The organism is Streptomyces smyrnaeus (genome assembly GCF_017676345.1).
GTDB lineage: Bacteria > Actinomycetota > Actinomycetes > Streptomycetales > Streptomycetaceae > Streptomyces > Streptomyces smyrnaeus.
The window spans coordinates 1-24655 of sequence record NZ_JAFFZM010000043.1 but is presented as its reverse complement, the minus strand read 5'-3'; the positions used below and the strand labels follow the sequence as shown (position 1 = coordinate 24655).

Genomic DNA, 24655 nt, shown 5'->3' with positions numbered 1-24655 from the left:
GCGTCGGAGTTGACGATGCCGGTGAGGGCCCGCAGGCCGGCGACGACCTCGGACGCGTCGGGAGCTTGCTCGGGGTCGGTGAGCCATTGCGTCATCAGCCCTGTGAACAGAGCCATCTGTGCGGCACCGAGGGTGCGGGCGGCGGCGTCGTCGATCTCGTCCTCGGGTGTGCTGCGCAGCAGGGCGGCCAGCCCCCGACGGCCCTGGGCCTGGCCACCGGCCAGATGGCGGCGCAGATCATCCGAGTGTTCGGCCTGGAGGAGGGCCTCGATCGTGGCCCGCCACAGGGTCCGGTCGTCCTGGAATGACTTGATGATCGCGGTCCACATGGCCTCGTAGCGCCCGGCCGGGCTGCTTCCGGACTCTCCGAAGGAGGCCAGCGTGCGGCCGATCCGGCTGCCCCATTCATCGATCGCCTCGATGAGAGCGGCGTTCAACAGCGCCTCGCGGGAGCCGAAGTGGTAGCCGATGGCGGCCATGCTGACGCCGCCCGCGGCGGTCGTGATGTCGCGCACCGTGGTTCTGGCCCAGCCCTTCTCCTCCAGGCACTGTCTGGCGCCCGCCAGTAGGTCCTCGCGATTTCCCATGCCGGAGACCCTACCTGATGCCTCAATCGTTCGCCTCAGGCGACCGCATAATTCGAAAGCCTGAGACACACGTCTTGTGCAAGCGCCCAAATCTGTCTACGGTTACGCCGCAGCCACCAGCCAAGGAGATGCCATGAGCCACACCCGCCCCGTCAGCCGACGCTGCCTGCTCGGACTGACCAGCGCCGCCGTCCTCGCCTCAGGGACCTTCGGTGCCGGCGCCGCCGCAGCGAGGACCTCACCGGCCGCCGGGCCGTTGGACGCCTTGAACCGCGGAGCGCGCCCCCTGCGCGACATGGGCGCCCTCGGTCGCATGGTCGGTGGCGCCCGGGTCGTGGGCCTGGGCGAGGCCAGCCACAGCGGCCACGAGTTCTTCACCCTCAAGCAGCGCGTCTTCCGCCACCTCGTGGCCACCAAGGGCTTCACGACCTTCGCGCTGGAGGCGAGTTGGAGCACCGGCCTGCGTCTGGACGCCTATGTCGCCCGCGGTGTCGGCGACCCCGCGCAGATCATGCGGGACGAGTTCCAGGGCCAGTACGTCTTTTGGAACACCGAGGAGTATCTGGACCTGATCCGCTGGATGCGCCGCTACAACGTCGCCCACTCCGGCCGGCCGCAGCTGCGCTTCGTCGGAATCGATCTCGGCTTCCCGGGCAAGGCCGCCTTCGACCAGGTCTTCGACTACCTTGCCGCGTACCGCCCGGAGCTGACCGACGCCATCGAGCCCCTGTACGCACCCCTGCGACCGGAGGCCGGCACCGAGGCCGGTCCGTGGATTGCCAACCAACTCTTCGCCAAGAGCGCGACCGAGCGGAAGGCCGACGCCGACGCCGCCACCTCGGCCCTCGCGCTGCTGCGCGACCGGGGCCGCCCCCACGGCTCCGGCCGGCACGGTCGGGAGGCGTACGCCTGGGCGGTGCAGAACGCCACCGCCCTCGCCCAGAGCTTCACCGGCTACGCCTTCCCCGACGAGCAGTTCCCCGAGCGGATGCGCTACCGCGACCAGGCCATGGCCGCCAACACCACCTGGTGGCTGCGGCATCGAAGCGGCAGGATCCTGCTCGCCTCGAACAATGGCCACATCGCCTACACCAGCGACAATCCGGCCGAGTTCCCCGAGCCCGCCGGCGCGGTTCTGCGCCGGCGGCTCGGCGACGACTACGTCAACATCGGGCTGACCTTCAACGAAGGCACCGTCAACGCGCTGCCGGACCACACCGCGCAGCAGCCCGAGACCTACACCGTCGCCCCCGCGCCGGAAGGCCACAACGAGAGCACACTCGACAAGGTCCGCTACCGCGACTTCAGCATCGACCTGCGCACCGCCCCCGCAGCGGCCCGCACCTGGCTCGACACGGCCCGCCCCACCCGCTCCTTCGGCCTGTACTGGTCGACCGACGCTCCGCAGATCGCACTCGGCCGCTCCTACGACATCCTCATCCACCTGCACCGGATCGAAGCCGGCCACCTGCGCTGACCCGGCCGGGCCGCAAGGCCGGGTGAGCCCGGTGCCGGGCGGCACAGATCGCCACGAACTCGAAGGACAGGCCGGAGCACCAGACAGCCAGGCGTTGGTGCCGTACCGTCCACCCGCTGCGCCTCGGCCTGGAGTGTCTCCAGGCGCCGACGTGGGCGGGTGGTCGATCCGACCTTGGCGTAGGGCGCAGATCCGGTGAACCGGCGGATGCAGATGTGTCCAGTGCTTCCTGCGGCCGATGGGGAAGGGCGGTCTTGCATAGCGCGCCGACCAGCCGCGCGGGGCGCGTGGGCCCCAGATGTGGCGCCTGGCCTCTCCGTAGAGGGCCTGAGCGGGAGATCGAGCCGCCCCTGCCCCGTCCCGACAGCGTGCCCCCCGCACGGTGGACGAGAGCAAGATGCCCGAAGAGTTGCCGCTCATCGGATCCGACGGCAAGGTCGTCAAGAACGCGGACGGCAAACCGCTCATGGTCAAGACACGGGGCGGCCTCAAGCCGTCCGGCCCTCCCGTCGCTCCGGCGCCGGGAGCTACGGCCGGGGAAAGCCGCTCCAAGGAAAAGGGCGAGGACGGCCGGACGAGCGAGAAGCTCAAGATCGAGCCGTCCGTACCGCCCGCGAACTGAGGGACTACAGCGACGGATGGGCGAGGAGACGGTATGAGCACGGGCAACGTAGCTCACTGCCGTGTCTGCCGAGTCGTCTCTTCGCGGGTCGAGTGAGCACGGGCTGACTGACCACCTGCTGCGGGTTGCTGTGCTCAGGGCGACCTGGTCCACCGGGGCGCGGTCTGCGCCCATTGGGCGTCCCACGCGGCGAAGTTGCGGCGTCGCAGGATGAGGATGGTGGCTCCGTAGGCGGTGACACCGGTGACGGCCACGGACAGGAGGGCGAGGGCCGACCAGCCCATCGAGCGACTGCGGATCTCCTGGGAGGTCATGGGCGGCTCGGTGATCTTTCCTTCCTCGCCGACCCACACGCGGACGGTGCTGTCCGCGGGAAGCCCGGGCGGTACGTCCGTCCTTCCCGTGCGGATCCTTCCGGTCGGGTCGGTGTAGCGGACTTCGGCCGGGTAGCGGGTTGCCCGAGCCTCGTCGGAACCGGGTTCCAGGTGCTGTGGCGCGTCGTGCAGAAGAACCGCAGTGGTGTGGTGACGGGACTTGGCCTGGTGCTCGGAGGTCGCCCGGTAGTGCCGGTAGGCGGCTTCGCCGATGACGATCATGGCTGCTGCGCCCACCAGCGGTACGGCCAGGAGCAGTCCGAGAGCGATCCAGGCCTGCAGCTGGTCGGTGCGCCTGCGCAGGGGGTTGCGTCGCCAGCGCCACCAGGGCACCGGGTGCACGTGCTGCTGTTGGGGATCGGGAACTGGTGGCGGCTGCGCGGGCGGTATCTCGCCTGACATGGCGTCCTCCTTCATGCGATGACGCGGCTGGGGCTGCGAGTGGTCCCGGGGCCGGACGTGGGCCGGGCCGATGCGCCGGGACCGGATCGGCGCGGCCAGGCCCCCAGGGCGGCTGCGCCTCCCGCACGGCTGCGCCTCCCGCACGGCTGCGCCTCCGAGGCGGAGCCTGGGCGGCCTACGACGTACGGCGCCGTCGCGACGGGTCACCACGGGAGACGGGGTCGGCACCTCCCGCCGTAGCGGCGGGAGCGGTCAGGGGGAGGGGAGGCCGGGACCGGAGGTGGGCGGGGAAAGCCCCGTGGTCGGGGGATGGACCTCCGCGCTTCGCAGCAGTGCGGCGGCACCGCGGATCGCCGCGGTGTGTGGTGCGGGGACGGCTCGCAGGGGTGCGTGCAGGCTGCCGATGAGCTGGCGGGTGAGGCCGGGGAGCAGGGCACCTCCGCCTGCCAGGAGGGCGCCCTGGCTCAAGGCGTCGGCGGTGAGCGATGTGCCGTCCTGCCGGAGCATGGAGGCGATCATCGTGGAGACGGCCTCGGTGATCTGCGAAGGATCGCCGGCGTCTGGGAGGTCGATGGTGCCCAGGGCGGTGCGGCGGGCGTCGAAGACCGCACCTTCGGCGAGGAGTACGACTTCGGTGAGGTGAGCGCCGACGTCCACCACGAGCAGTGGCCGGGTACGGTCGGCGCCCGCGGCCAGGGCGACGGCGCGGGCGGTGGGGACGGTCAGGACCGCCCGCGGCCGGAGCACTTCGACGGCCTTGCGGGCCCGTTCCCGGTAGGCGGGGCCGTCCAGTACGGGAGTGGTGATCACCACCAATGGGCGGACGAGGCGGGGCAGGCGGTGGCCGAGCAGCCGGTCCAGCATCCTGGCGGTCCCCGGCACGTCGACGATGGCGCCGCGCTGGACGGGGTGGACAGCAGCGGTACCGGGGAAGGTGACGGTGGGCACGTCGAGGATCATTCCGCGCCCGCTGACCCAGGCTCGGGTGCGGGCGCTTCCCATCTCCAGGGCGAGGCCGCCTCGCTGCCGGCCCAGCGGCCAGGGGCGGTACTGCCGGTGCCCGGAAGTGGTGGTGTACCGGGAGCGGCGGACGATGGTCACTGCCCGGCCCTCCGCACCTGCTGGCACCGTGCGCAGTAGCGGGCCTGCGGCACGATCATCAGGCGCTCGCGGTCGACGGGACGCCGACACAGCTGACAGGTGCCGTAGCGGCCCTCGGAGATGCGCCGCAGTGCCGCTTCCACGTCGGAGAGGATCATCCGCGCGGAGACGGCCGCTGCCACGCGCGCTGCACGTTGCGATTCGGGGCGGTGCCGACGCCGGTCCCGGGCGCTGGGCACCGCGTCGAGCTGTAGCTGTTGCAGCTGGCTCCGGCGGAACAGTCGCTGCTCGTGCAGATCCGCCAGGAGCGCGGTCAGGTCCTGGGGCGACAGCTGCGTGGCACGCTCACCGATGGTCTGATGGTTCACCACTTCACCTCTTGGGCAAGGCGGGGTCGAAGATTGCAGGACAAGCCGGTTACGCGGTGGTGCGCCCCTGGCAGGCGACGCAGTAGCGGGTGTACGGGAGGATCTCCAGACGTTCTGCGGGAACGGGCTTGCGGCAGCCCAGACAGGTGCCGTAGGAGCCGTCGGCGATACGCGTGAATGCCTCGTCGATCTCTTTCAGCACCCGCTGGATCGCCTCGGTCTGCACGGATCTGAGGTTCGCGTCCGTGCTCTGACCGCTCTCGTGGAGGGCCTGCAATTGGGCCATGCGGCTGCTTCGGGCATGCTCGAGGCGCTGGCGAGCCTCATGAGCGGTCAGCCGCCCGGGGCGGGGGTCGGCCGGGGAGGCATCGAGCGGCACGAAGAAGTCCTTTCTCACAGCGCGTGCGGCAGCCGCCCGGATCCGCCAGTCCGCGGCCCACCATGGCCCGAGCACTGGCCGAAGCGGCCGGCCGATCACCTTCGATGTCGACTCTGCTCGATGCCCCGTCGGAAGCCCATCGGGCACAGGACCCATTTGCTGGGGACCGCAGTAACCACATGGCGGGCGTGGGCGGAGGATGGGTACCTCGTAACCTCGCACATGGGGAACGGACCCCATCGACCGCGCGTGGAGCAGAGGGCAGGATCGGTCGTTGTCGAAGGCTGCGGCGGCTCCCGCTCCGGGTGTGCGACGTCCGGCAGCGCAGGTGATGACGGCCGGACCGCAGAAGGGAGCACCCCCGGTGTCGCTGTTCTGGCGGATCTTCGGGCTCAACGCCCTGGTGCTGGGCACCGCCACGGCGCTGCTGTTGTGGGCGCCGGTGACCGTCTCCGTACCCGTGTTGCTGACCGAGGCGCTCATCCTGGTGGGCGGCCTCGCCGTCATGCTGGTCGCGAACGGCGCCCTGCTGCGCTGGGGCCTGGCCCCGTTGGATCGGCTGACCAAGCTGATGACCACCGTCGACCTGCTGCGCCCCGGACAACGGCTGCCGGTGCCCGGCGCCAGAGGCGGAGAAGAGGTGGCCGAGCTGATCCGCACGTTCAACGCCATGCTCGACCGGCTGGAGCAGGAACGAGCCACATCGAGCGCGCAGGTGCTGCTCGCCCAGGAGGCGGAGCGGCGCCGCATCGCGCAGGAGCTGCATGACGAGGTCGGGCAGACCATGACCGCGACCCTGCTCGTACTCAAGCGCGCGGCGGACGACGCCCCGCAGCCGCTGCTCGAAGAGCTGCAGCAGGCCCAGGAGATCACCAGGGAAAGCCTGGACGAAGTCCGCCGCCTGGTGCGGCGTCTGCGCCCCGGGGTCCTGGACGATCTCGGCCTGGCCAGCGCACTGGTCTCACTCACACAGGACTTCGCCACCCACACCGGGCTGCGCGTCGTGCGCCGCCTCGAGACCGACCTGCCCGTACTGGACCGGGAAATCGAGCTCGTGCTGTACCGGGTGGCTCAAGAGAGCCTGACGAACGCGGCTCGGCACGCGGAAGCCGGGCGGGTCGAAGTGAGCCTGCGCCACACCGGCGAGACGGTGCTGCTGGAAATCGCCGACGATGGCCGCGGCATCGAAGCAGCCCGTGAAGGAGCCGGGATCCGTGGCATGCGCGAGCGGGCTCTGCTCGCCGGGGCCACCCTTGACATCACCTCGACACCCGGCACGGGTACCCGCATCCGCCTCGCCACGCCAGCCCCTGGGGAAACAGCATGACCATGCCTGAGCCGATCACGGCCTCGTCGCCGGCCCGTATCCTGCTCGCCGACGATCACGCTCTCGTACGCCGCGGTGTGCGCCTGATCCTCGACCGGGAGCCGGACCTGGAGGTGGTCGCCGAGGCCGGTGACGGAGCGGAGGCCATCGAAGCGGCCCGGAGCCAGGAGGTCGACCTCGCTGTCCTGGACATCGCCATGCCGCGGCTGACCGGCCTGCAGGCCACTCGTGAGTTGTCAGCGCTCAAGCCCGGCCTGCGCATTTTGATGCTGACCATGCACGACAACGAGCAGTACCTGTTCCAGGCGCTGAAAGCAGGTGCCTGCGGCTATGTGCTGAAGTCCGTCGCGGACCGCGATCTGGTCGCCGCGTGCCGGGCCGCGATGCGTGACGAGCCGTTCCTCTACCCCGGCGCGGTCACCGCACTGATCCGCAGCTACCTGGACCGGGTCCGGGACGGCGAGGAGAACCCCGATCACTTCCTCACCCCCCGCGAGGAGGAGGTCCTCAAACTGGTCGCTGAGGGACACTCCTCCAAGGAGATCGCCGAGATCCTGGTCATCAGCGTCAAGACCGTGCACCGCCACCGGGCCAACCTGCTGCACAAGCTCGGCCTGCGCGACAGGCTGGAACTGACCCGGTACGCCATTCGCGCCGGCCTCGTCGAACCCTGACGCCGCCCCATCTCTTTGATCGGCGTCGTCGTCTGCAGTGCGTGAGATTGCACTGAAGAGGTGAGTATCCGCGCCACTGCCGCCCGAACGGGTACTCGTGTTCATTCCGAGTCCTACCCCGGCGCGGACCGAGCGCCTTCGAGTGGCGAAGGAAACCGAGAACAGTGACAGACGTAGCGAGCCAGGGCCCCGAACCCGGCGATCAGCGCCCCGTACTCACCAACCGGCAGGGCCACAAGGTCTACGACAACCAGAACCAGCGGACGGTCGGCGCGCGCGGACCGGCCACGCTGGAGAACTACCAGTTCCTCGAGAAGATCAGCCACTTCGACCGGGAGCGCATTCCCGAGCGGGTCGTGCACGCCCGCGGCGTCACCGCCTACGGATACTTCGAGAGCTACGGACGGTGGGGCGACGAGCCCATCGCCCGCTACTCCCGGGCGAAGCTGTTCCAGGAGCGCGGCAAACGCACCGACGTGGCCGTACGGTTCTCCACCGTGATCGGCGGCCGCGACTCGTCGGAGGCGGCCCGTGACCCCCGCGGCTTCGCAGTGAAGTTCTACACCGAGGAAGGCAACTGGGACCTGGTCGGCAACAATCTCGCGGTGTTCTTCATCCGGGACGCGATCAAGTTCCCCGACGTCATCCACGCCCTCAAGCCCGACCCGGTCTCGCACGAGCAGAAGCCGGCCCGGATCTTCGACTTCATGTCGCAGACGCCGGAATCGATGCACATGCTCGTCAACCTCTTCAGTCCGCGCGGTATCCCCGCCGACTACCGGCACATGCAGGGCTTCGGCGTCAACACCTACAAATGGGTGAACGACCAGGGCAGGACCGTCCTGGTCAAATACCACTGGATGCCCCGGCAGGGCGTCCGCAGCATGACCGAGGAGGACGCGGCCGCGATCCAGGCCGAGGAGCTCGGTCACGCGACGAAGGACCTGTACGAGGCGATCCGGCGCGGCGATCACCCCGAGTGGGAACTGCTCGTCCAGATGATGGACGACCACGACCATCCCGAACTGGACTTCGATCCGCTGGACGACACGAAGACCTGGCCCGAGCAGGACTTCCCGCCCAAGCCGGTCGGCCGACTGGTCCTGAACCGTACGGTCGAGAACTACTTCGCCGAGAACGAGCAGATCGCCTTCGGTACCGGTGTGCTCGTCGACGGTCTCGACTTCTCCGACGACAAGATGCTCGTCGGCCGGACCTTCTCCTACAGCGACACCCAGCGCTACCGCGTCGGCCCGAACTATCTCCAGCTGCCGGTCAACTGCGCCAAGAACGCCACCGTGCACACCAATCAGCGCGACGGCCTCATGACGTACGAGCAGGACCCGCACGCGGGCGACCCGGAGATCAATTACGAGCCGTCGATCATGGGCGGGCTGCACGAGGCCCAGTACCCGACCTCCGACGACGAGGGACCGGAGATCCGGGGCCGGGTCACCCGCAAACGCATCCCGCGCACCAACGACTACCTGCAGGCGGGCCAGCGGTACCGCCTCATGGAGGACTGGGAGCGCGACGACCTCGTGAAGAACTTCGTCACCCTGATCTCCCAGGCCGACCGCACGGTTCAAGAGCGCATGGTGTGGCACTTCCTCCTGGTCGAGAACGAGCTCGGCCTGCGGGTCGGGGAAGGGCTGGGCATCAGCCCGCAGGACGTCGCCCACCTCGAACCGCTGGCCGGCCAGAGCCTGACCGAGGAGGACCGCGAGCGGTTGGCGAACCTCGGCAGCAATCCCCCGAGGGACGTCACCGGTCTCACCATGACCCACTGCGTCCCCGACGAGCGGCACACCGTCACCCGCTGACCGGCTCCGCCGCGGGCGCTGCGGTCGGCGTGCCGCCGGCCGCTGCCGACCGGAAGGCGCAAGAAAGACGCATGAGAGGAGGAGCGATCACAGATGGCGGCACCGAAGCGGTACGCGGTCGCGGCATCCGGGCAGTGGGTGGACGAGGAGGACGGCCGCCGCCTGCCCGCGGGGGAGGTGCATGCCTGGGAGCAGGGTCTGAACCAGACCGTATGCGGTCTCTCGCTCAGCCGCTCCGAGCTGCGGCGGTTCCCCCACATCGGGTGGCCCGACATCTTCCCCGAATCCGGGGGAGCGGCGGACCGCGTACAGCGGGTGTGTCCCCGCTGCGCCTCCGCCGCAGGCCGCCGCGGCACCGACGCACGGCCCCGCTGGCACCGCACCAACCCCCGGCCGTGACCCGGGCTCCGCGCGCCCGTACGCACGCGCGCGGCGCCCCGCACGCCGCAGGCGGGGTGTGTCCTGGCTGTCGAGGAAGATCCTTCCTCGGCCCTCGGCGACATAAGCGCGAGCCCGCCCAACGACTGAGCGGTCCGAGCACCGGAACGCACCGGAACTCCTGGCCCATCGCCGGCCACCGGCTGCTCTCTCCCAATAGATCGGCGGTGGGAACGCGTCCGACCTCTGCCTGCCCCCCACCCTGGCGAGGCAGCCGGGCGTGACGAGGCATCAGGTCAACCCACAGCGGTGCTGCGCACCCGGGTCGGCAGTCCGGCCGGACTCAGTCGATCGTCTTGATCACCCGGGCGGGCACTCCTGCGACCACGGTGCCGGCAGGGACATCACGAGTGACCACCGCGCCTGCAGCGACCACCGCACCGGCACCGATGGTCACTCCTTGCGTGATCACGGCAGCCGCCCCGATCCAGACGTCGTCTTCGATGGTGATCGGGGCGAAGGAGAGGTACTCGCGGCGCTCGGCCAGGGGCAGGGGATGGCCTCCGGTGATGAGGCTGACCTTCGGGGCGATCATGACGCCGTTGCCGATGCGGATGCCTCCCTTGTCCATGAAGGTGCATCCCTGGTTGACGAAGACGTTCTCCCCGAATGTCGTGTTCAGCCCGTACTCGGTGAAGAACGGCGGGTAGATCATCACCGACTCCGGCAGCGGGCCACCGAACACAACTGAAAGTAGTTCCGCGCGACCTTCGCTGTCACTGAACGGAAGTCCGTTCAGCCGAGACGTCGCATCGGTCACCTCCACGATCCGCTCCGCATGACGCGCGAACTCAGGCGTACGGACATACATGACCTGCTCTGTGCGGGTAGACATGAGCTGATCCCACCACCGCGCAGAACACCCGATCAAACAACCAGGCATCACACCATCCACCACCAATGGTTGTGCAAGTAGGGTGGCAGTGTGGATGTGGAAGCGCTGCGGACGTTCGTGACCGTCGCCGAGACCGGCCAGTTCCAGGCTGCGGCCGACGAGCTGGGGATCAGCCAGCAGGCGGTCTCCAAGCGGATCGCGGCCCTGGAGAGGCACATCGAGGTCAGGCTCCTGGTCCGGACCTCCCGAGGCTCCCGGCCGAGCCTGGACGGGCAGGTCTTCCTCCCGCATGCCAGGAAGGTCCTGGCGGCCATCGAGCAGGCCGAGCAGGCTGTGCGCCCCGGCAGTCGGCCCTTGCGCGTCGATGTCCTCAATCGGCGCATCGCTCCTGCCCAGGCCGTCTACCGGTTCTACCGCTCCCACCCCGAGACGGATCTGGACGCGGTCACACTGAGCATGGAAAACGCCGCACAGGCCGCCCAGGCGGTGCTCGAAGGGACCGTCGACGCGTCCTTCCGTGCCCTGCCGGCGGACCAGGTCCCGGCCGGGATCAGCGCCGAACGACTCCTGGACGCGCCCCTGGAGCTCCTGGTCGGCCCCGGCCACCCGCTGGCCGACGCGCCCTGGGTCAGTCCTGCGGACCTGGTCGGCCACCGCATCTGGATACCCGGGATCAGGCCGGGCACGGAATGGGCGGCGTTCTACCAGTCGCTGTCCAAGGCCTTCGGCCTGAGCATCGACGCGCTCGGCCCCAACTTCGGCGACGAGGCACTGATGGACGCGCTGGCCGACTCGGCCTCGCTGGCCACCCTCGTCGGCAGCGGGGACCGGTACCTGTGGCCCCGGACCCACGATCTACGGCGCATCCCGCTGCACGAGCCGACCCCGGTCTACCCGCACGTGCTGCTGTTCCGCAGCGGGGACCAGCACCCTGTGCTGACCGCGCTCCGCGACCATCTGCGCACCACGGGCCCGCAATCCCCGCACGACGTGTGGGCGCCGGACTGGGTGACCGCTGATCGGACGACCGAATCAGCAGACAGGCCCTGGGCAGGCTGGCCGAAGACGGCGAAGCGGCCCGGCGCCCACCCGACGCAGGCAAACTGCCAAGTGGACTCTCGCTAATGTGTGTTGACCAACTCCACGGGGGAGGACGCATGGGGCTGACCGGAACGTCCGAAGCCAGTCGGGACGCGGTGATGGTCCTGCCCGGCATCATGGGCAGCGAGTTGGTGGAGGCCGAGTCCGGCCGTGTTCTGTGGGGGCTGGGAGACGCGCGGTGGTACGCCCGCGCGTGGACGACGGGGACATCGCTGGCCGACCTGCGTGTCACCGACGAGGAGCGGCACGGGCGGACGGGACGCATCGTGGCGACGCGCCTCCTGCGATTTCCCGCCTTCGCGCCCGTGCTGCGCGGCTTCGAGCCCTATACGCCGCTGATCGCCGGCATTCGGCGGGTGATGGCGCACGCGGATGCCGTGGCGGAGTTCCCCTACGACTGGCGGCTGCCGGTCGAACTCAATGCGAAGCGGCTCGCGGTCGCGGCCGAGAAGCACTTGAACGCCTGGCGTGCGCACCCCAGCGGCAGCCGACGGGCGCGGTTGGTGCTGGTCGCGCACTCCATGGGGGGACTCGTCGCGCGGTACTTCACACATGTTCTCGGCGGGGGAGCGGAGGTGCGTACCATGATCACGCTCGGTACGCCCTTCCACGGGTCTGTCAAGGCGGTTCAGATCCTGAGCACCGGGCGCGGAGCTCCCCTTTCGTTGCCGCGCCGACGGCTGCGTGCCCTGGCGACGACGCTGCCCGGTCTGTACGACCTGCTGCCCAGCTACCGCTGTGTGGACGAGGGTGCGTCCGCGCGACGGCTGACCGCGGGCGACATCGTCAGTGTCGGCGCGGACGGCGAACTCGCCACGTCCGCCCTCGCCGGGCGCGAACGGCTCCTCGCGGTGACGGACGGCCCGCACACAAGACCCCTCATCGGCGTCGAGCAGCGCACGGCGCAGTCCCTCACCTTCCGCGACGGTATCGCCGAGGGCCGTGACCACGTGTGCGAGGACGGCGACGACGGCACGCTGAACCGTGTCGACCGTCGCGGCGACGGCACCGTCTACCGGGACTCGGCCCGGCTCGATGGCGCGGAGCCGGTCCACCTTCCGCAGACCCACGGCGCGATATCCGGGACCGCCGAGACACTCGCACATGTACGCGCGATCCTGACGGAGCGTCGGCTCGGGCCGCCCCTCGGCGCCGCCGCCGTCGCGCTCGAGGCGCCCGACGTGGTCGCGGCCGGGAAGCCCTTCGATGTCGCCGTCGATCTGCAGACCGATCCTGCGGCCGTATCCCTGCAGGTGACCAGCGCGCACACGACTCAAGTGCTACGCCGCCCCCGGCTTGTGCAGCGTGACGACACACTGACTGCGCAGATCGTCGTGCCCACTGAAGGCTTGTACCGGCTCGCGACCAAGGTGGGAGGGTTCTCGCCGGTCACTCAGCTCGTCCTGGCCGTTCGAGGGGAGGATCCAGCGGACACATGACCGAGAACACCACGGTGTACGACGTGACGTCCTCGAACGGCGACGGCCGGGACTCCACCGGCTTCCCGGTCGTCTGCCTCCCGATCGGCCGCTACCGCCACCACGCGCCCCTGGACGCCGACGAATCCGCCGCCCGCGTCGCGGAACTGCTCGCCGAACTGGGCGGCCGGGCCGACCCGTGGCTGCTGCCGGACACCGCACGCAACCGGTCAGCGGTGGAGGAACGACTGGAGCAGTGGGCCGGACCGCCCACGCCGAGGAGTTCGGTCCTGTACTGGGCCGGGCACGGCGAGGCAGCACCCGACGGCGCCTGGCTCGCCGTACACGAGACACCAGCTTCGATGCGCACACGCGGGCTGCTGCCGGAGTCTCTCGCCGCCTTCATCGACGCCGAATGGTCGCGCCGGATCGCCGATCCATACGCCTGGACGGTCGTGGTCATCGAGGCGTGCGGGGCGGAGCGGTTCGCCGATCTGGTCGCCGTACGTCTGCTCAGCGGGGACAAGCCGCGGCGCCTGGCGATCGTCGGTGTCGGGGGTTACGGGGCCGGCCACCTGGGAGAGTTCGCCGACGCGCTCTCCGGGGCGCTCGCCTCGTACACCGACAACGACGAGACGATCCGCCTTGCCGACCTGATGCTGCGCCTGCACGACAGGATGCAGGTCGGCAGCATCCACGCCGACGCCTTCGACCTCCACCTGGCACCCCCGCTGTCGCGGCCGCGTCTCCTGCCGTACGGCATCACGACGCCCCTGGACGTCTACGCCGAACTCCAGGCCTTCCTCGCCGGCCTCACCCCCGACGAACGCAGCCACTTCATCCCCAAGGCACAAGGTGCCGAGCAGGGCGAACTGGCCTGGTACTTCGTCGGCCGTGACCGGGAGCGTGCCGAAATCGCCCGCTGGCTGCGCGCCGAGTCGACCGGCATGCTCGTCGTCACCGGGCGCGCCGGCGCCGGAAAGTCCGCGCTGCTCGGCAACGTACTCGTCCACGCCCACCCGGACCTTCGCGAACTGCTCGTCCGGAGCGGCCACGTGCGCGAACTGCCGGACGGCGAGCGCCCGCCGGACCGTGTCTTCGACGCCGTGATCCATCTGACCGGCGCGTCGATGAGCGAACTCGTCGGCCGGCTCGCACAGGCTGCGGAGCTGGGAGAGCGGCCCGCGACCGGCTCCACGGCGCAGGACATCGAGTGGCTCTTGGACCGGCTGGGCAAGAGGGCGAAGCCGTTCACGCTGCTGGTCGACGCACTCGACGAGGCCCAAGAGCCCCTCGACATCGCCGGATCACTCCTGAGCCGGGTTGCCAAGCTGCCACATGCCCGCGTGGTGGTCGGCACCCGCGCCTCGACGAAGGAAGGCCCCGACCAGCCGGAGACCGACGACCGCAATCTCGTCGACGCGTTGGGAGCGGCACACGTCATCGTCGTGCCGCGCGACCCCGACGCGCTCGGAGAGTACGTGCGACTGAGGCTCACCCACGCCCTGCCCACCGCCGACCCGGCGGCCATCGACGCTGCCGCCCGCCAGATCCAGGCGTACGACCGGCATTTCCTGTACGCCCGGCTCGCCGTCCACGAGATCGTCGCCAATCCCCAGCTGCTGACGCCCGAAGGCGGCGACGCGCTCATCGGGCTGCTCCGGCGTGATCACCGAGCGCTGTTCGCCGCGGCGGTCGACCGCCTCGCCCGCCGCTCCGCGGCCGCCGAACCGTTGCTGGAGGCACTCGCCCTCGCCCGCGGACGTGGTCTGCCCAGGGCCGACCGGATCTGGGCCATCACCGCCGGCGCACTCTCCGACGGCGTTCCGGTCACCGACCTCGACATCGACCAACTCCTGGAGGCCGCCGCCCCGTACGTCATGCTCGACTCCGAGCACCAGCAGAGCGTCTACCGGCTCGCACACCGTACGTTCCAGGAACACTTCCTCAACCCGCGGCAAGAGCAGGCGAGATGACACGACCTCTCTCGGAGCGCCACCGCAGGATCGCCCAAGGTCTCATGGCCGTCGCGACAGAGACCCCGAACCCGTACATCGCACACCACCTCGCCGCACACATCGCCGAAGCCGGTGCCTGGCAGGAACTCGCCGACGCCCCGCAGGTACTCGATCACCTGGAACCCCGTGCCGTCGCTGCGGAGGCGCTGCGCCTCGGTTACGGACGCACCCGCCTCCCGGGCCCCGTCACCGCCACGCTCGTGGCCCGCGACCTGCTCGCATCGGTGGCCCCGAAGGACCGGGAGACCGTCCGTGCCCTGACCATGGCACGCTTCGTCGGCGCTGTGCCGGCGGACGGAACCCGGCGTGCCGATGCCACTTGGACCGTGCGGTGGACCAGGCTGCGCCGTGACCTTCTCCCGGCGGTCCTCACCGACCGTGCGAGCCCGGTGGAAGCGCTGCGGGCGTTCTCACTACCGGACGGGCGGCAGCTTCTCGCCGTCGGGACGCACGACGGAAGGGTGCGGCTGTGGGACTCGGAATCGGTGCTGGACGCCGACATGTCTCCCGTCGGGGAACTGGCGTACGACCGCCCGGTCCACACCCTGGAGACCGTTGCGCGGCCCGGCGGAGAGATTCTGCTGGCCGTCGGGGTCGACCGGACCGTCCACCTGTGGGACCCGGTCGCCCGGTCGACGGTCGGCTCGTCCGTACTCGACACCGGCGCCGCCTGCGAGGGACACGCATTGCTCGCCCCTGCCTGGAAGGCGGTGAGGCTGCCTGACGGCCGTTCGCTCATCGCGGTCTGCGACACCCACAATGTCCGGTTGTGGGACCCGTTCACCGGTGAACCTGTTGGTCCGGAACTCGTCGGGCCCGAGTCGCTCACGGTGGCCCAGGCGATCAGCGAAGGTTCGCAGAGTCTCGACGGGGTCCTGGCGCCGGTGACCCTGCCCGACGGGCGGGCGCTGCTCGTCGCCGGAGGCACGTCCCGGGTCCTGGATTCGATCGACGGTTCCACCGATTTCATGTACGGCCGACTCTGGGCGTGGGACATCACCACCGGCGAGCTGGTGTGGAAACTCCACACCGGGTACAGCGGCACCCTCACGGCCCTGACCACGGTGCCGCTGCGCGACGGGCGCCAGGCTCTGGCCACCGCGGGTGGCGGCGGTGTGGTGCGGCTCTTCGACCCGGAGGGGCCGACACAGGTCGGGGAATGGCTGCACGGCAACGGCGCCGACGTGGTGGGGGCCTCCACCGTGCGCCTCAGGCACGATCGCACCGCACTGGTCACGGTCGGTGGCGACCGCACCGTGCGGGCCTGGGACCCCCTGACCGGTACGCCTGTCGGGGCGCCCATGTCCGCGCACAACAGCGGCGTGCGCGCACTCACCAGCCTCCACATCGCCGACGGGCGCGCCTTCGTGGCGGGCGGCGGCGAGGACGGCACCGTCCAGCTCTGGGATCCCGAATCAGTCGGCCACATCGACGATCCGCTGGCCGGTCCTGTGCACCAGTTGGTCTCGATGCCCGTCCGGCCGGGCGCCATCCGGCAGAGCAGGCCGCTCCTCGCATCCGTCAACGCGGACAACACCCTCCACCTGTGGGAGGCCTCCAGCGGGCTGCCCATGGCTCAGCCGCTTGAGGTCTCTGCCGGTCGACCAGTCACCGTGCCGATCCCGGACGGCCGTACCCTGCTCGCACTGGGAGACGGGAAGTGCCCCATCCGGTTGTGGGACCCCGAATCCCACCGGGGCGTACGCACCAAGCGGAGTCGGAATCCGCTCCGACGGCTGCACCTGATCGACTATCCGACGGCCGTGGCCACGGTGCCATGGCGCGACGGGCGCACCGCAGTGGTCGTGAGGAACGGCCCGAGTCTCTCGCTGTGGGATCCGGCTTCGGGACGAGACCTGGGCAGCCTGCGGATCAGCATGGGCCTCAACCCGCTGGATGCCGGAACGATCAGTCTCCCGGGCGGCCGGACGATGCTGTTCACCAGCTCCCAGGAAGGCATCAAGCTCTGGGACCCCACGACCGGCGCCCGGATCGCCGAATGGAACCGCAAACTCGACAACCGCACCACCATCATCCCGGTGACCTGGCCCGACGCTCACCCGCTGCTGGCCGTGACAGAAGAAGAGGTCACACATCTGGTGGATCCGTTCTCCGAGGACGCCCCCGGGGGCGGTCGGGTGCGCGCGACATTGGCCGTGGGTTTCCAGCCCCCCACTTCACACCCTGACCATCCGCTGTTGCCCGGCAGACATCGGCTCGCCCTTGCCGGATGCCTCACGCGCGAAGGCCGGCCGGTTGTGGCGACCGGCGGCCACGATGGTGCGCTTCGCCTCTGGGAGCCGGAGACGGGTGAGCTTGTGCACGCGCTCCCTGTCGGGGCTCCGATCAATGCGCTCCTGGCCACGGACAACTTGCTCGTCATCGGGTCGCGGGACGGACTGATCGCTTTGGAGAGCTGAGAAGAGCGTTGCAGTGCCCGCGAAAGCCGGAGCTCTTTCGTCACGCCGGGTCCCACAGCCGGGAGCGGTGCAGGGACTGGGCGCAGTGGCGGTATATCTCGTCGATCTCGACGAGCAGGGCGAGTGCCGGGCGCCGGCCCGTGTCGGACATGGCGTCGAAGAAGGGCGCGTCGGTGAGGATGCGGGCCCTGCCGTTGATCCGCAGGACGTCGCGGCTGCCGGGAACGAGGTAGAGCAGCCCGGCATGCGGGTTGTCGAGGACGTTGTGCAGGCTGTCGCCGCGTCGGTTGCCGGGCCGGTCGGGCAGGGCCAGCGCGCCCGCGTCCACGACATGGGTGAAGCCGGGGGCGTCTCCACGGGGGGAGACGTCGCAACTGCCGCCCGCGCCTGAGGTGGCGAGGAGACAGAACGGGGAGCGGGCGAGTATGTCCGTGTCCTCGCCGGTGAGCCGGTCGTGCACTTTGTCGATCACGACGGGGTGCGGTTCGCCGAGGAGTTCGCGCAGTTCGGTGCGTGAGCGCAGCTCGGTGAGGCCGCCGGCGGGGGCGGCCCCGGACATGGCCCCGGACGTGGCGGCAGACGCGGACACGGGCGCGGCCATCAGCGGCCTGCTTCCCGCGCGGCCACCGGGCGGTCCGCAGACGCGTCCTGGAGCGGCCTGACGTGGTGGCGTCCGATCGGCAGCATCAGCGGCCGGCCCGACACGGGGTCCTCGATGATGCGGCTGTCGAGGCCGAAGGCCGTACGGACGGTCTCCTCGGTCAGCACCTCGGCCGGGGGACCGGCGGCGTGCAGCCTGCCGTCCGCCAGCGCCAGGATGTGGTCCGCGTACCGCGCCGCGAGGTTGAGGTCGTGCAGGACCATGACGACGGTTGTGCCCCGCGCCTGGTTGAGGTCGGTCAGGAGGTCGAGGACCTCGACCTGGTGGCTGGCGTCCAGGAACGTGGTCGGCTCGTCCAGCAGGAGGATGTCCGTGTGCTGGGCCAGGGCCATCGCGATCCAGACCCGCTGGCGCTGGCCCCCGGACAGCTCGTCCACGCTGCGGTCGGCGAGCGCTGTGGTGGCCGTCGCCTCCAGCGCGGCGGCCACGGCCGCGTCGTCCTCCGCGCTCCAGCGCGAGAACATCCCCTGGTGCGGATGGCGGCCCCGGCCGACGAGGTCGCCGACGACGATCCCCTCGGGCGCCACTGGCGACTGCGGCAACAACCCCAGCGTACGGGCCAGTTGACGTGCAGGCATCCGATGCACCTCCTTGCCGTCCAGGACGACGCGGCCCGTACGGGGGGCCAGGAGGCGGGACATCGAGCGCAGCAGCGTCGACTTGCCGCAGGCGTTGGCGCCGACGATCGCGGTGACCCGGCCGGGCGGGATGTCGAGGTCGAGCGCCTCGATGACGGTGCGGTCGCCGTATCCGAGGCCGAGCCTCTCGGCGGAGAGCGTGTGGTGCGTGGTCACAGGGACCCTCCCGTCCGGTTGCTGCGGACGATCAGATGGATGAGATAGGGGGCGCCCAGCACGCCGGTGACGACACCGACGGGAAGCCGGGTGCCGAAGGCGTTCTGGCCGGTGAAGTCGGCGACGAGGACGAGCAGGGCGCCGACGAGCCCCGCGGGCATCAGCACCGGGCCGCCGGGCCCGACGAGCCGCGCCGCGATCGGCCCGGAGAGGAACGCCACGAACGCGATGGGCCCGGCCGCCGCCGTGGCGAAGGCGATCAGCCCGACGGCCGCGACGATCACGGTGACGCGGGTGCGTTCCGTGCGGACGCCGAGCGCGGCGGCCGTGTCGTCGCCGAGCTGCATCGCGGACAGGTGGCGCACCCGGCTCAGCAGCACGGGGCCGAGCACGGCAAGGGCGACGAGGACGGGCACCGTCTCGCGCCACGCGGCGTTGTTGAGGCTCCCGGTCAGCCAGCGCGATGCCTCCTGGAGGTCCCACTCGGCGGCCTGCGAGAGGACGTAGGAGATGACGCTGTCGAGCATCGCGGAGATCCCGATCCCGATCAGGATGAGCCGGGTGCCGACCACCCCGTCCTTGAACGCGAGGACGTACACGAGCAGCGCCACGGCGAGCGCCGCGACGACCGCGAGGACGGACACCTGCGTCTCGTCCAGCGACAGCGTGACGATCGCCAGGGCGGCCGCCGCGCTCGCGCCCGAGCTGATGCCGATGACGTCGGGGCTGGCGAGCGGATTGCGCAGCATCGTCTGGAACGTCGCCCCCGCCAGGCCGAAGCTGAAGCCCGCCGCGACGGCGAGCACCGCGCGCGGCAGCCGCAGCCGTCCGACGGTGAACGAGGCCCCCGGCACCTGCTCGCCGACGACCACGCGGAGCACGTCGTCGACCGGGTAGCAGGTGTCGCCGACCATCAGATACGCGAGGAACGTGCCGGCCACGAGCAGGGCCAGCACCGCCGCGACCGTACGCCGCCGCAGCGCGCGGCGCACCCGGCCGCGCGCCACGTCACCGACGGACGGCGGGGGAGCGAGGATCTCGGCACTCACAGGGCACGTACTTTCTGCTTGCGGACGATCCAGATGAAGAAGGGGGCGCCGAGCAGCGCCGTGACGATGCCCACGTCGATCTCCGCCGGGCGGGCGACCACCCGGCCGATCACGTCGGCGGCCGTGAGCAGCGCGGCGCCCAGCAGCGCGGCGAACGGCAGCAGCCACCGGTGGTCCACGCCGATCAGCAGCCGGCAGGTGTGCGGGACGACCAGGCCGACGAAGCCGATCGGCCCGGCCACGGCGGTCGCCGCGCCGCACAGCACCACCGCGCCCAGCGCGGCCACGCCCCGTACGACGGCGACGCGTTCGCCGATCCCGGCGGCGACCTCGTCGCCGAGGGCGAGCGAGTTCAAACCCCGGGCCGACAGCAGGCAGAGCACGAAGCCCGCCGCCAGGAACGGCGCCACCTGTCCCGTACGTTCGAACGAGGCACCGCCCACGCCGCCGACCTGCCAGAGCCGGAAGCCGCCCGCGATGTCGTTGCGGGGGAGCACGACGGCCGTGACGAGCGAGGCGAACGCGGCGGAGATCGCCGCCCCCGCGAGCGCCAGCTTCAGCGGGGTGGCCCCGCCGCGGCCGAGGCTGCCGACCGCGTAGACGAACCCGGCGGTGAGGGCGGCGCCCGTCATCGCCGTCCAGATGTAGCCGGTGGGGGAGGCGAGCCCGAAGTACGCGACCGCGACGACGACGGCGAGCGAGGCCCCCATGTTGACGCCGAGGACGCCCGGGTCGGCCAGCGGATTGCGCGTGACGCCCTGCATCACGGCCCCCGCCAGCCCGAGCGCCGCGCCGATGAGCACGGCGAGGACCGTACGGGGGATCCGCTTGCTCGCCGCCGCCTCCCCGAGCGTCGCGTCGGCCCCGCCGAGCGCCGACCAGACGTCGGACCAGGGGATGTCACGCGAGCCGTAGGCGAGCGAGGCCGGCGCCAAGACGGCGAGCACCACGACGGCGACGCCCAGCCACAACAACCGGGCGCGCGCACGCTCCAGCACCGGGGGCCGCGACGGCGCGACGGCGTCCGGCGGAACGGTGGTGCTCGGCGGAACGGTGGTGTTCGGCACGTGGCGGGTACCGGTCCGGTTCACCGGACTCCTCCGAAGACTCCCTGGCCGGCACGCCGGGGAAGAATCGGGCGCTTACGGAGCAGGGCAGTGGACGCCGTCAACTGTGGGTCCTTCCGGATGGATTGGTGGGCATGGCGATCACGACGGGGCCGGAGGGTGCCGAGCATGTCCGGTGTCCTACCGGCTGCGTATGTCGTCCACGGCCCGCACGGCCCTGATGGGCGAGTGGGTCCGAGCCACCCGCGGGTTCTCGTCCTTCCGGGGACAAGGACCCGGCCCAGGCGCTGCCTGGTCCGGCAGCGTGGGTCAGGAATCCCCACGTCGGCCCTGGGGGCGAGGAGGACACCCTCGCCCCCAGGGAGGGGAGGGTCAATCGACCTTGTCCGCGGCCTTCGCGAGGGCCTTGACGTAGTCGTCGAGGACCCACGAGATGGAGAGCGGCGTGGGGTTGGCGGCGGTGGCGAGGGGGGACGTGTTGCCGGGGAGCAGGTAGGCCGAGTCGCGCTCGATGGCGGGCATCTTGGACAGCAGCGGGTCCTTGCGGAGCGTCTTGAGCAGCTTGCCGTCCTTGTCGCCGTAGCCGGTGACGATGTCCACGTCGTCGAAGGCGTCGATCTTCTCGGCGCTCTGCGTCAGCGCGAACTTCTTGGTGCCCTTGGAGGCCTTCGCGATGCTGCCCGGGGTCTTCAGCCCGAGGTCGTTGAGGAACTGGACGCGGGTGTCGTGCGCCGTGTAGTAGCCGACCTTGCTGACGTCACCGGGGTCGACGTGGGTCATGAACATCGCCGACTTGCCCTTGAGCTGCGGGTACTTGGCGACCGTCCGCTCGATCTCGCCGTCGAGCTTGTCGACCAGCTTGTCGCCCTTGTCCTCCAGGCCGATCGCCTTGCTGTTCATGCGGATCACGTCGCGCCACGGGGTCGACCAGGGGGCGTCCGGATAGGCCACGACGGGGGCTATCTCGCTCAGGGTGTCGTAGTCCTTCTTGGTCAGCCCGGAGTAGGCGGCGAGGATGACGTCGGGCTTGGTGTCGGCGACCGCCTCGAAGTCGATGCCGTCGGTCTCGTCGAAGAGCTTCGGTGTCTTGGCGTGGAGCTGCTCGAGCCGCTTCTCGACCCAGGGCAGGACGCCGTCGCCGTCGTCGTCGCCGAAGTCGGCCGCGGCCATGCCGACGGGGACGACGCCCAGCGCGAGCGGGACCTCCTGGTTGGCCCAGTTCACCGTGGCGACGCGCTTCGGCTTCTCCGCGACGGTCGTCTTGCCGAGCGCATGCTCGATGGTGATCGGGAAGCCCCCCGAAGAACTTCCCGATCCCTTACCGCTGTCCTTGTCCTTCTCGTCGGCGGACGTGCTGCCGCACGCCGCGAGCGTCAGAAGAGCGGCAGCCGCGGCGAACACCCGCAGGCGAGGCGGGCGAAGGCGATGTGTACGCATGAACTCGAATCTCCACTTGTCCGGATGCGGGAGGTGCCGGTCCTCGCACGTCTGGGTCCCGGGAATGCCGTCGTGGAGTGCGCACCACACTGCACAAACACTTAGGTAAGGCTTGCCTTGTCATCGTAAGGAGAGTGATGTGGGTGTCGCAATCAGCCTTATGAGACAACGGATATAGCGATCGGGACACCGAGCCCGGTGTACGGGGGCGGGCGGGGCTTCAAGGAGGGGTGCGGGTGGCCGGAAACGCGGCCGTCAACGGGCCCGGAACGCGCCCGGCGTGAGACCCGTCGTCCGGCGGAACGCCGCGCCGAACGCGCTCGCAGAGCGGTAACCGACCTGCTCCGCGACGGCCTCCACGTCCCAGCCGCGTGTGAGGAGCGCCACGGCGTGCTGGGCGCGGACCGACGCGACCCAGCGCACGAAGCTGGTGCCGGTCTCCGCGTTGAAGGCGCGGGTCACCGTACGGGTGCTCACGCCCAGCTCCGCGGCCCAGTCCGCCAGCGTGCGCTGATCGCCGGGGTTCTGCCGGAGCGCATCCGCGACCGGGCGCAGGAACGCCGACGTGGGCGCCTGCACGAGCAGTTCGCGGGGCGACGGTTCGAGCGCGTCGAGGATCATCGCCTCGGTGGTCGCGCGGGAGTCGGCGGGCAGCCCCGGCTCACCGAGCCGTTCGAGCAGCAGCCGCAGCAGCGGGGTGATCTCGACGGTCACCGGTACGTCCGAGATCGAAGGCGTCGTGTGGAACCCGAAGAAGCCGGCCCGGAACCAGGTCCCGGCCACCGCCGAACCGGAGTGCAGCGTCCCGGCGGGCATCCACAACCCCAGGGACGGCGTGATCGTCCAGACGCGCGACCCGACGACGGCCGTGGACGCTCCGCGCTCGTTCCAGAGCAACTCATGGAACGCGTGGGAGTGTTCACCCCAAGTGGTGTCGCACGCGACGGCCTCGTCGTACCCGAGGATGCCGGACGGCAGCTCCACCGCGCCCGCGGCGACGACCGGCAGGGTACGGACCTCCCTCATCGCGCCTGCCCTCCCCGTGTGCCGCCCATGACCTCCGTGATGACGGAACGATTATCCCCCTCGGCTCCCTCGGCTCCTCCGCCTCTCCCTCTCTGTCCTATCTGCGGTGCAATGTGTACCGGTCGAGCGAATCCGGGTCGCCGATCCAGTAGTAGAGGGTGGGCTGTTTCTCGGTGCCGCCGAACTGCCAGCCGATGCCCTCCAAGCAGCCGCTGACACTGAGGTCGAGCTGCGGGGTTCCGGACGGCGATGCTTCCCGCGCCCACGAGCCGGAGCCACTGCACTGCTCGGGTGTGTGCCCGCCGTCCGCCGCTTCTGCGGTATTGACGTCCAGGTCGTTGGCCACCGCGCTGCCATCAGCCCGGAGGGTGAGGGTGCCGCCCTGATCGTCGGTCCACGTACCGACGAGCTGCGCGGCGGTGAGCCGTGGCGGCTCGTATCGCTGGATCAGGCCGGTCCCGTAGGCCGCCAGGCCGCCGACGAGTACCACCGCCGACAGTGTCAGTCCGCAGACGGACACCACCCCAGCCAGTCCGAACCGGGCGCCGGTGCCGCGCAGGACGGTCACCGCCCGAGTGCACAGGACCGCGGGAACCAGGCCGAGGAAAGCCGCGACAAGAACCAGGGGGAGTACGGTCCAACTACCGCCGAGAAGCGCTGTCGGCACCCCGGTGCACACGGCGACCACCGTGGCGAACGCCCCGCAAGCAGCCAGGTACCAGCGGATCGTCTCCGCCCGCCCAGTCCTGCGGGCCGACCAACGCGACAACTGCACGACCGGCAGGACGGCCGCCGCCGAGCCGATCGACCCCGCCAGGCCGAGCATGACCACGGCGAGCACGGCCGCGATGAGATACCCGACGTAGGCCGAGAAGCCGGTGGCGAAATAGTGCTCATGCCGCAAGCCCGCCAGGAAGTAGACGACCAGCGCGAGCGCGCCCTCCGCCGACAGCGTCACGGCTCCTGTCAGCCACGCGGCCGTCCAGCCTGCGCCGCCCACACGCTCCGGCCCTGCAGGAGTCGCCACCTGCTTGTCCACCGTCCAGTGCGCCATCCCCGCCCCCTTTCATGACTGCTTCATCATGCACCTGTCCAGCAGGGCCGCCGCAGCGGGGGTGCCACGCTCGAGGTCGGCGAGTTCCACGCAAGCCGATCAGGGCAGAGCCGGGGGGCCGTGGTGGTGTTCGGGGGCATCGAGGACATCGGGCTCGGTCCGGGCCGGTCGCCAAGTCGTCGCCGGGCGGAGAGCGGGGGCGT

General features: G+C 70.5%; 23 protein-coding genes. 10 read left to right on the top strand and 13 right to left on the bottom strand.

Annotated elements, in window-relative coordinates:
• A partial coding sequence (locus tag JW613_RS34995; protein WP_209215232.1) for a TetR/AcrR family transcriptional regulator occupies positions 1-587 on the bottom strand: 587 nt, incomplete at its 3' end.
• Positions 588-720: 133 nt separating this feature from the next.
• On the opposite strand from JW613_RS34995, the gene JW613_RS34990 reads away from it, so the two are divergent.
• Positions 721-2064, top strand: coding sequence for an erythromycin esterase family protein (locus JW613_RS34990; protein ID WP_209215231.1), 1344 nt, complete (start codon positions 721-723; stop codon positions 2062-2064).
• 397 nt (positions 2065-2461) lie between these two features.
• Positions 2462-2686, top strand: coding sequence for a hypothetical protein (locus JW613_RS34985; protein WP_209215230.1), 225 nt, complete (start codon positions 2462-2464; stop codon positions 2684-2686).
• Positions 2687-2820: 134 nt separating this feature from the next.
• Here the strand turns inward: JW613_RS34985 and JW613_RS34980 are convergent, their stop codons facing one another.
• From JW613_RS34980 to JW613_RS34965, 4 genes are all read right to left on the bottom strand, one after another.
• Positions 2821-3462, bottom strand: a complete 642-nt coding sequence (locus JW613_RS34980; RefSeq protein WP_209215229.1) for an Rv1733c family protein — start codon at positions 3460-3462, stop codon at positions 2821-2823.
• Positions 3463-3714: 252 nt separating this feature from the next.
• Positions 3715-4563, bottom strand: coding sequence for a rod shape-determining protein (locus JW613_RS34975; protein WP_209215228.1), 849 nt, complete (start codon positions 4561-4563; stop codon positions 3715-3717).
• The gene (locus JW613_RS34970) at positions 4560-4934 is read right to left on the bottom strand and encodes a TraR/DksA family transcriptional regulator (protein WP_209215227.1); all 375 of its coding nucleotides are present in this window, start codon (positions 4932-4934) and stop codon (positions 4560-4562) included. Before JW613_RS34970 ends, JW613_RS34975 begins: the two co-directional genes overlap by 4 nt.
• Before the next feature lie 46 nt (positions 4935-4980).
• Complete coding sequence (locus JW613_RS34965) at positions 4981-5310, bottom strand: TraR/DksA family transcriptional regulator (protein WP_209215226.1); 330 nt, start codon at positions 5308-5310, stop codon at positions 4981-4983.
• A 364-nt stretch (positions 5311-5674) separates the two neighbouring features.
• On the opposite strand from JW613_RS34965, the gene JW613_RS34960 reads away from it, so the two are divergent.
• The 4 genes from JW613_RS34960 (at position 5675) to JW613_RS34945 (ending at position 9533) form a co-directional block, all read left to right on the top strand.
• Positions 5675-6637 carry a HAMP domain-containing sensor histidine kinase gene (locus JW613_RS34960; RefSeq protein WP_209215234.1) on the top strand — a complete coding sequence of 321 codons (963 nt, stop codon included), beginning with the start codon at positions 5675-5677 and terminating at the stop codon, positions 6635-6637.
• Complete coding sequence (locus JW613_RS34955; RefSeq protein ID WP_209215225.1) at positions 6634-7311, top strand: response regulator; 678 nt, start codon at positions 6634-6636, stop codon at positions 7309-7311. Before JW613_RS34960 ends, JW613_RS34955 begins: the two co-directional genes overlap by 4 nt.
• 164 nt (positions 7312-7475) lie before the next feature.
• Complete coding sequence (locus JW613_RS34950; RefSeq protein ID WP_209215224.1) at positions 7476-9134, top strand: catalase; 1659 nt, start codon at positions 7476-7478, stop codon at positions 9132-9134.
• A gap of 93 nt (positions 9135-9227) precedes the next feature.
• Positions 9228-9533 carry a hypothetical protein gene (locus JW613_RS34945; protein ID WP_209215223.1) on the top strand — a complete coding sequence of 102 codons (306 nt, stop codon included), beginning with the start codon at positions 9228-9230 and terminating at the stop codon, positions 9531-9533.
• Between the two features lie 322 nt (positions 9534-9855).
• Here the strand turns inward: JW613_RS34945 and JW613_RS34940 are convergent, their stop codons facing one another.
• A complete protein-coding gene (locus JW613_RS34940) occupies positions 9856-10383 on the bottom strand; it encodes a sugar O-acetyltransferase (RefSeq protein ID WP_209215222.1) in 528 nt (175 codons plus the stop codon).
• Between the two features lie 114 nt (positions 10384-10497).
• Here JW613_RS34940 and JW613_RS34935 point away from each other — a divergent pair, with 114 nt between their 5' ends.
• Genes JW613_RS34935 through JW613_RS34920 form a run of 4 tightly spaced genes read left to right on the top strand, consistent with a single transcriptional unit; the run spans position 10498 to position 17364 of the window.
• Complete coding sequence (locus tag JW613_RS34935; protein ID WP_307866161.1) at positions 10498-11532, top strand: LysR family transcriptional regulator; 1035 nt, start codon at positions 10498-10500, stop codon at positions 11530-11532.
• Between the two features lie 32 nt (positions 11533-11564).
• Entirely contained in the window at positions 11565-12947 is a 1383-nt protein-coding gene (locus JW613_RS34930; RefSeq protein WP_209215221.1) for an esterase/lipase family protein, read from the top strand.
• Entirely contained in the window at positions 12944-14902 is a 1959-nt protein-coding gene (locus tag JW613_RS34925) for an ATP-binding protein (protein WP_209215220.1), read from the top strand. The genes JW613_RS34930 and JW613_RS34925 overlap by 4 nt, the downstream gene beginning before the upstream one ends.
• A 44-nt stretch (positions 14903-14946) precedes the next feature.
• Complete coding sequence (locus tag JW613_RS34920; RefSeq protein ID WP_209215219.1) at positions 14947-17364, top strand: WD40 repeat domain-containing protein; 2418 nt, start codon at positions 14947-14949, stop codon at positions 17362-17364.
• Between the two features lie 40 nt (positions 17365-17404).
• Here JW613_RS34920 and JW613_RS34915 read toward each other — a convergent pair whose 3' ends face one another.
• The 7 genes from JW613_RS34915 to JW613_RS34885 all read right to left on the bottom strand — a co-directional run bounded on the left by JW613_RS34915 (position 17405) and on the right by JW613_RS34885 (position 24452).
• The gene (locus JW613_RS34915; RefSeq protein ID WP_209215218.1) at positions 17405-17965 is read right to left on the bottom strand and encodes an MSMEG_1061 family FMN-dependent PPOX-type flavoprotein; all 561 of its coding nucleotides are present in this window, start codon (positions 17963-17965) and stop codon (positions 17405-17407) included.
• Positions 17965-18819 (bottom strand): ABC transporter ATP-binding protein, encoded by an 855-nt coding sequence (locus JW613_RS34910; protein WP_209215217.1) that lies wholly within the window; start codon positions 18817-18819, stop codon positions 17965-17967. The genes JW613_RS34915 and JW613_RS34910 overlap by 1 nt, the downstream gene beginning before the upstream one ends.
• On the bottom strand, positions 18816-19868 hold the full coding sequence (locus JW613_RS34905; protein ID WP_209215216.1) for a FecCD family ABC transporter permease: 1053 nt from the start codon (positions 19866-19868) through the stop codon (positions 18816-18818). Before JW613_RS34905 ends, JW613_RS34910 begins: the two co-directional genes overlap by 4 nt.
• Entirely contained in the window at positions 19865-20935 is a 1071-nt protein-coding gene (locus JW613_RS34900) for a FecCD family ABC transporter permease (protein WP_372448047.1), read from the bottom strand. Before JW613_RS34900 ends, JW613_RS34905 begins: the two co-directional genes overlap by 4 nt.
• A gap of 372 nt (positions 20936-21307) precedes the next feature.
• Positions 21308-22372 carry an iron-siderophore ABC transporter substrate-binding protein gene (locus JW613_RS34895; RefSeq protein ID WP_209215215.1) on the bottom strand — a complete coding sequence of 355 codons (1065 nt, stop codon included), beginning with the start codon at positions 22370-22372 and terminating at the stop codon, positions 21308-21310.
• Between the two features lie 255 nt (positions 22373-22627).
• On the bottom strand, positions 22628-23398 hold the full coding sequence (locus JW613_RS34890) for a helix-turn-helix domain-containing protein (RefSeq protein WP_209215214.1): 771 nt from the start codon (positions 23396-23398) through the stop codon (positions 22628-22630).
• A 97-nt stretch (positions 23399-23495) separates the two neighbouring features.
• Positions 23496-24452 carry a hypothetical protein gene (locus tag JW613_RS34885; protein ID WP_209215213.1) on the bottom strand — a complete coding sequence of 319 codons (957 nt, stop codon included), beginning with the start codon at positions 24450-24452 and terminating at the stop codon, positions 23496-23498.
• Positions 24453-24655: the final 203 nt, after the last annotated feature.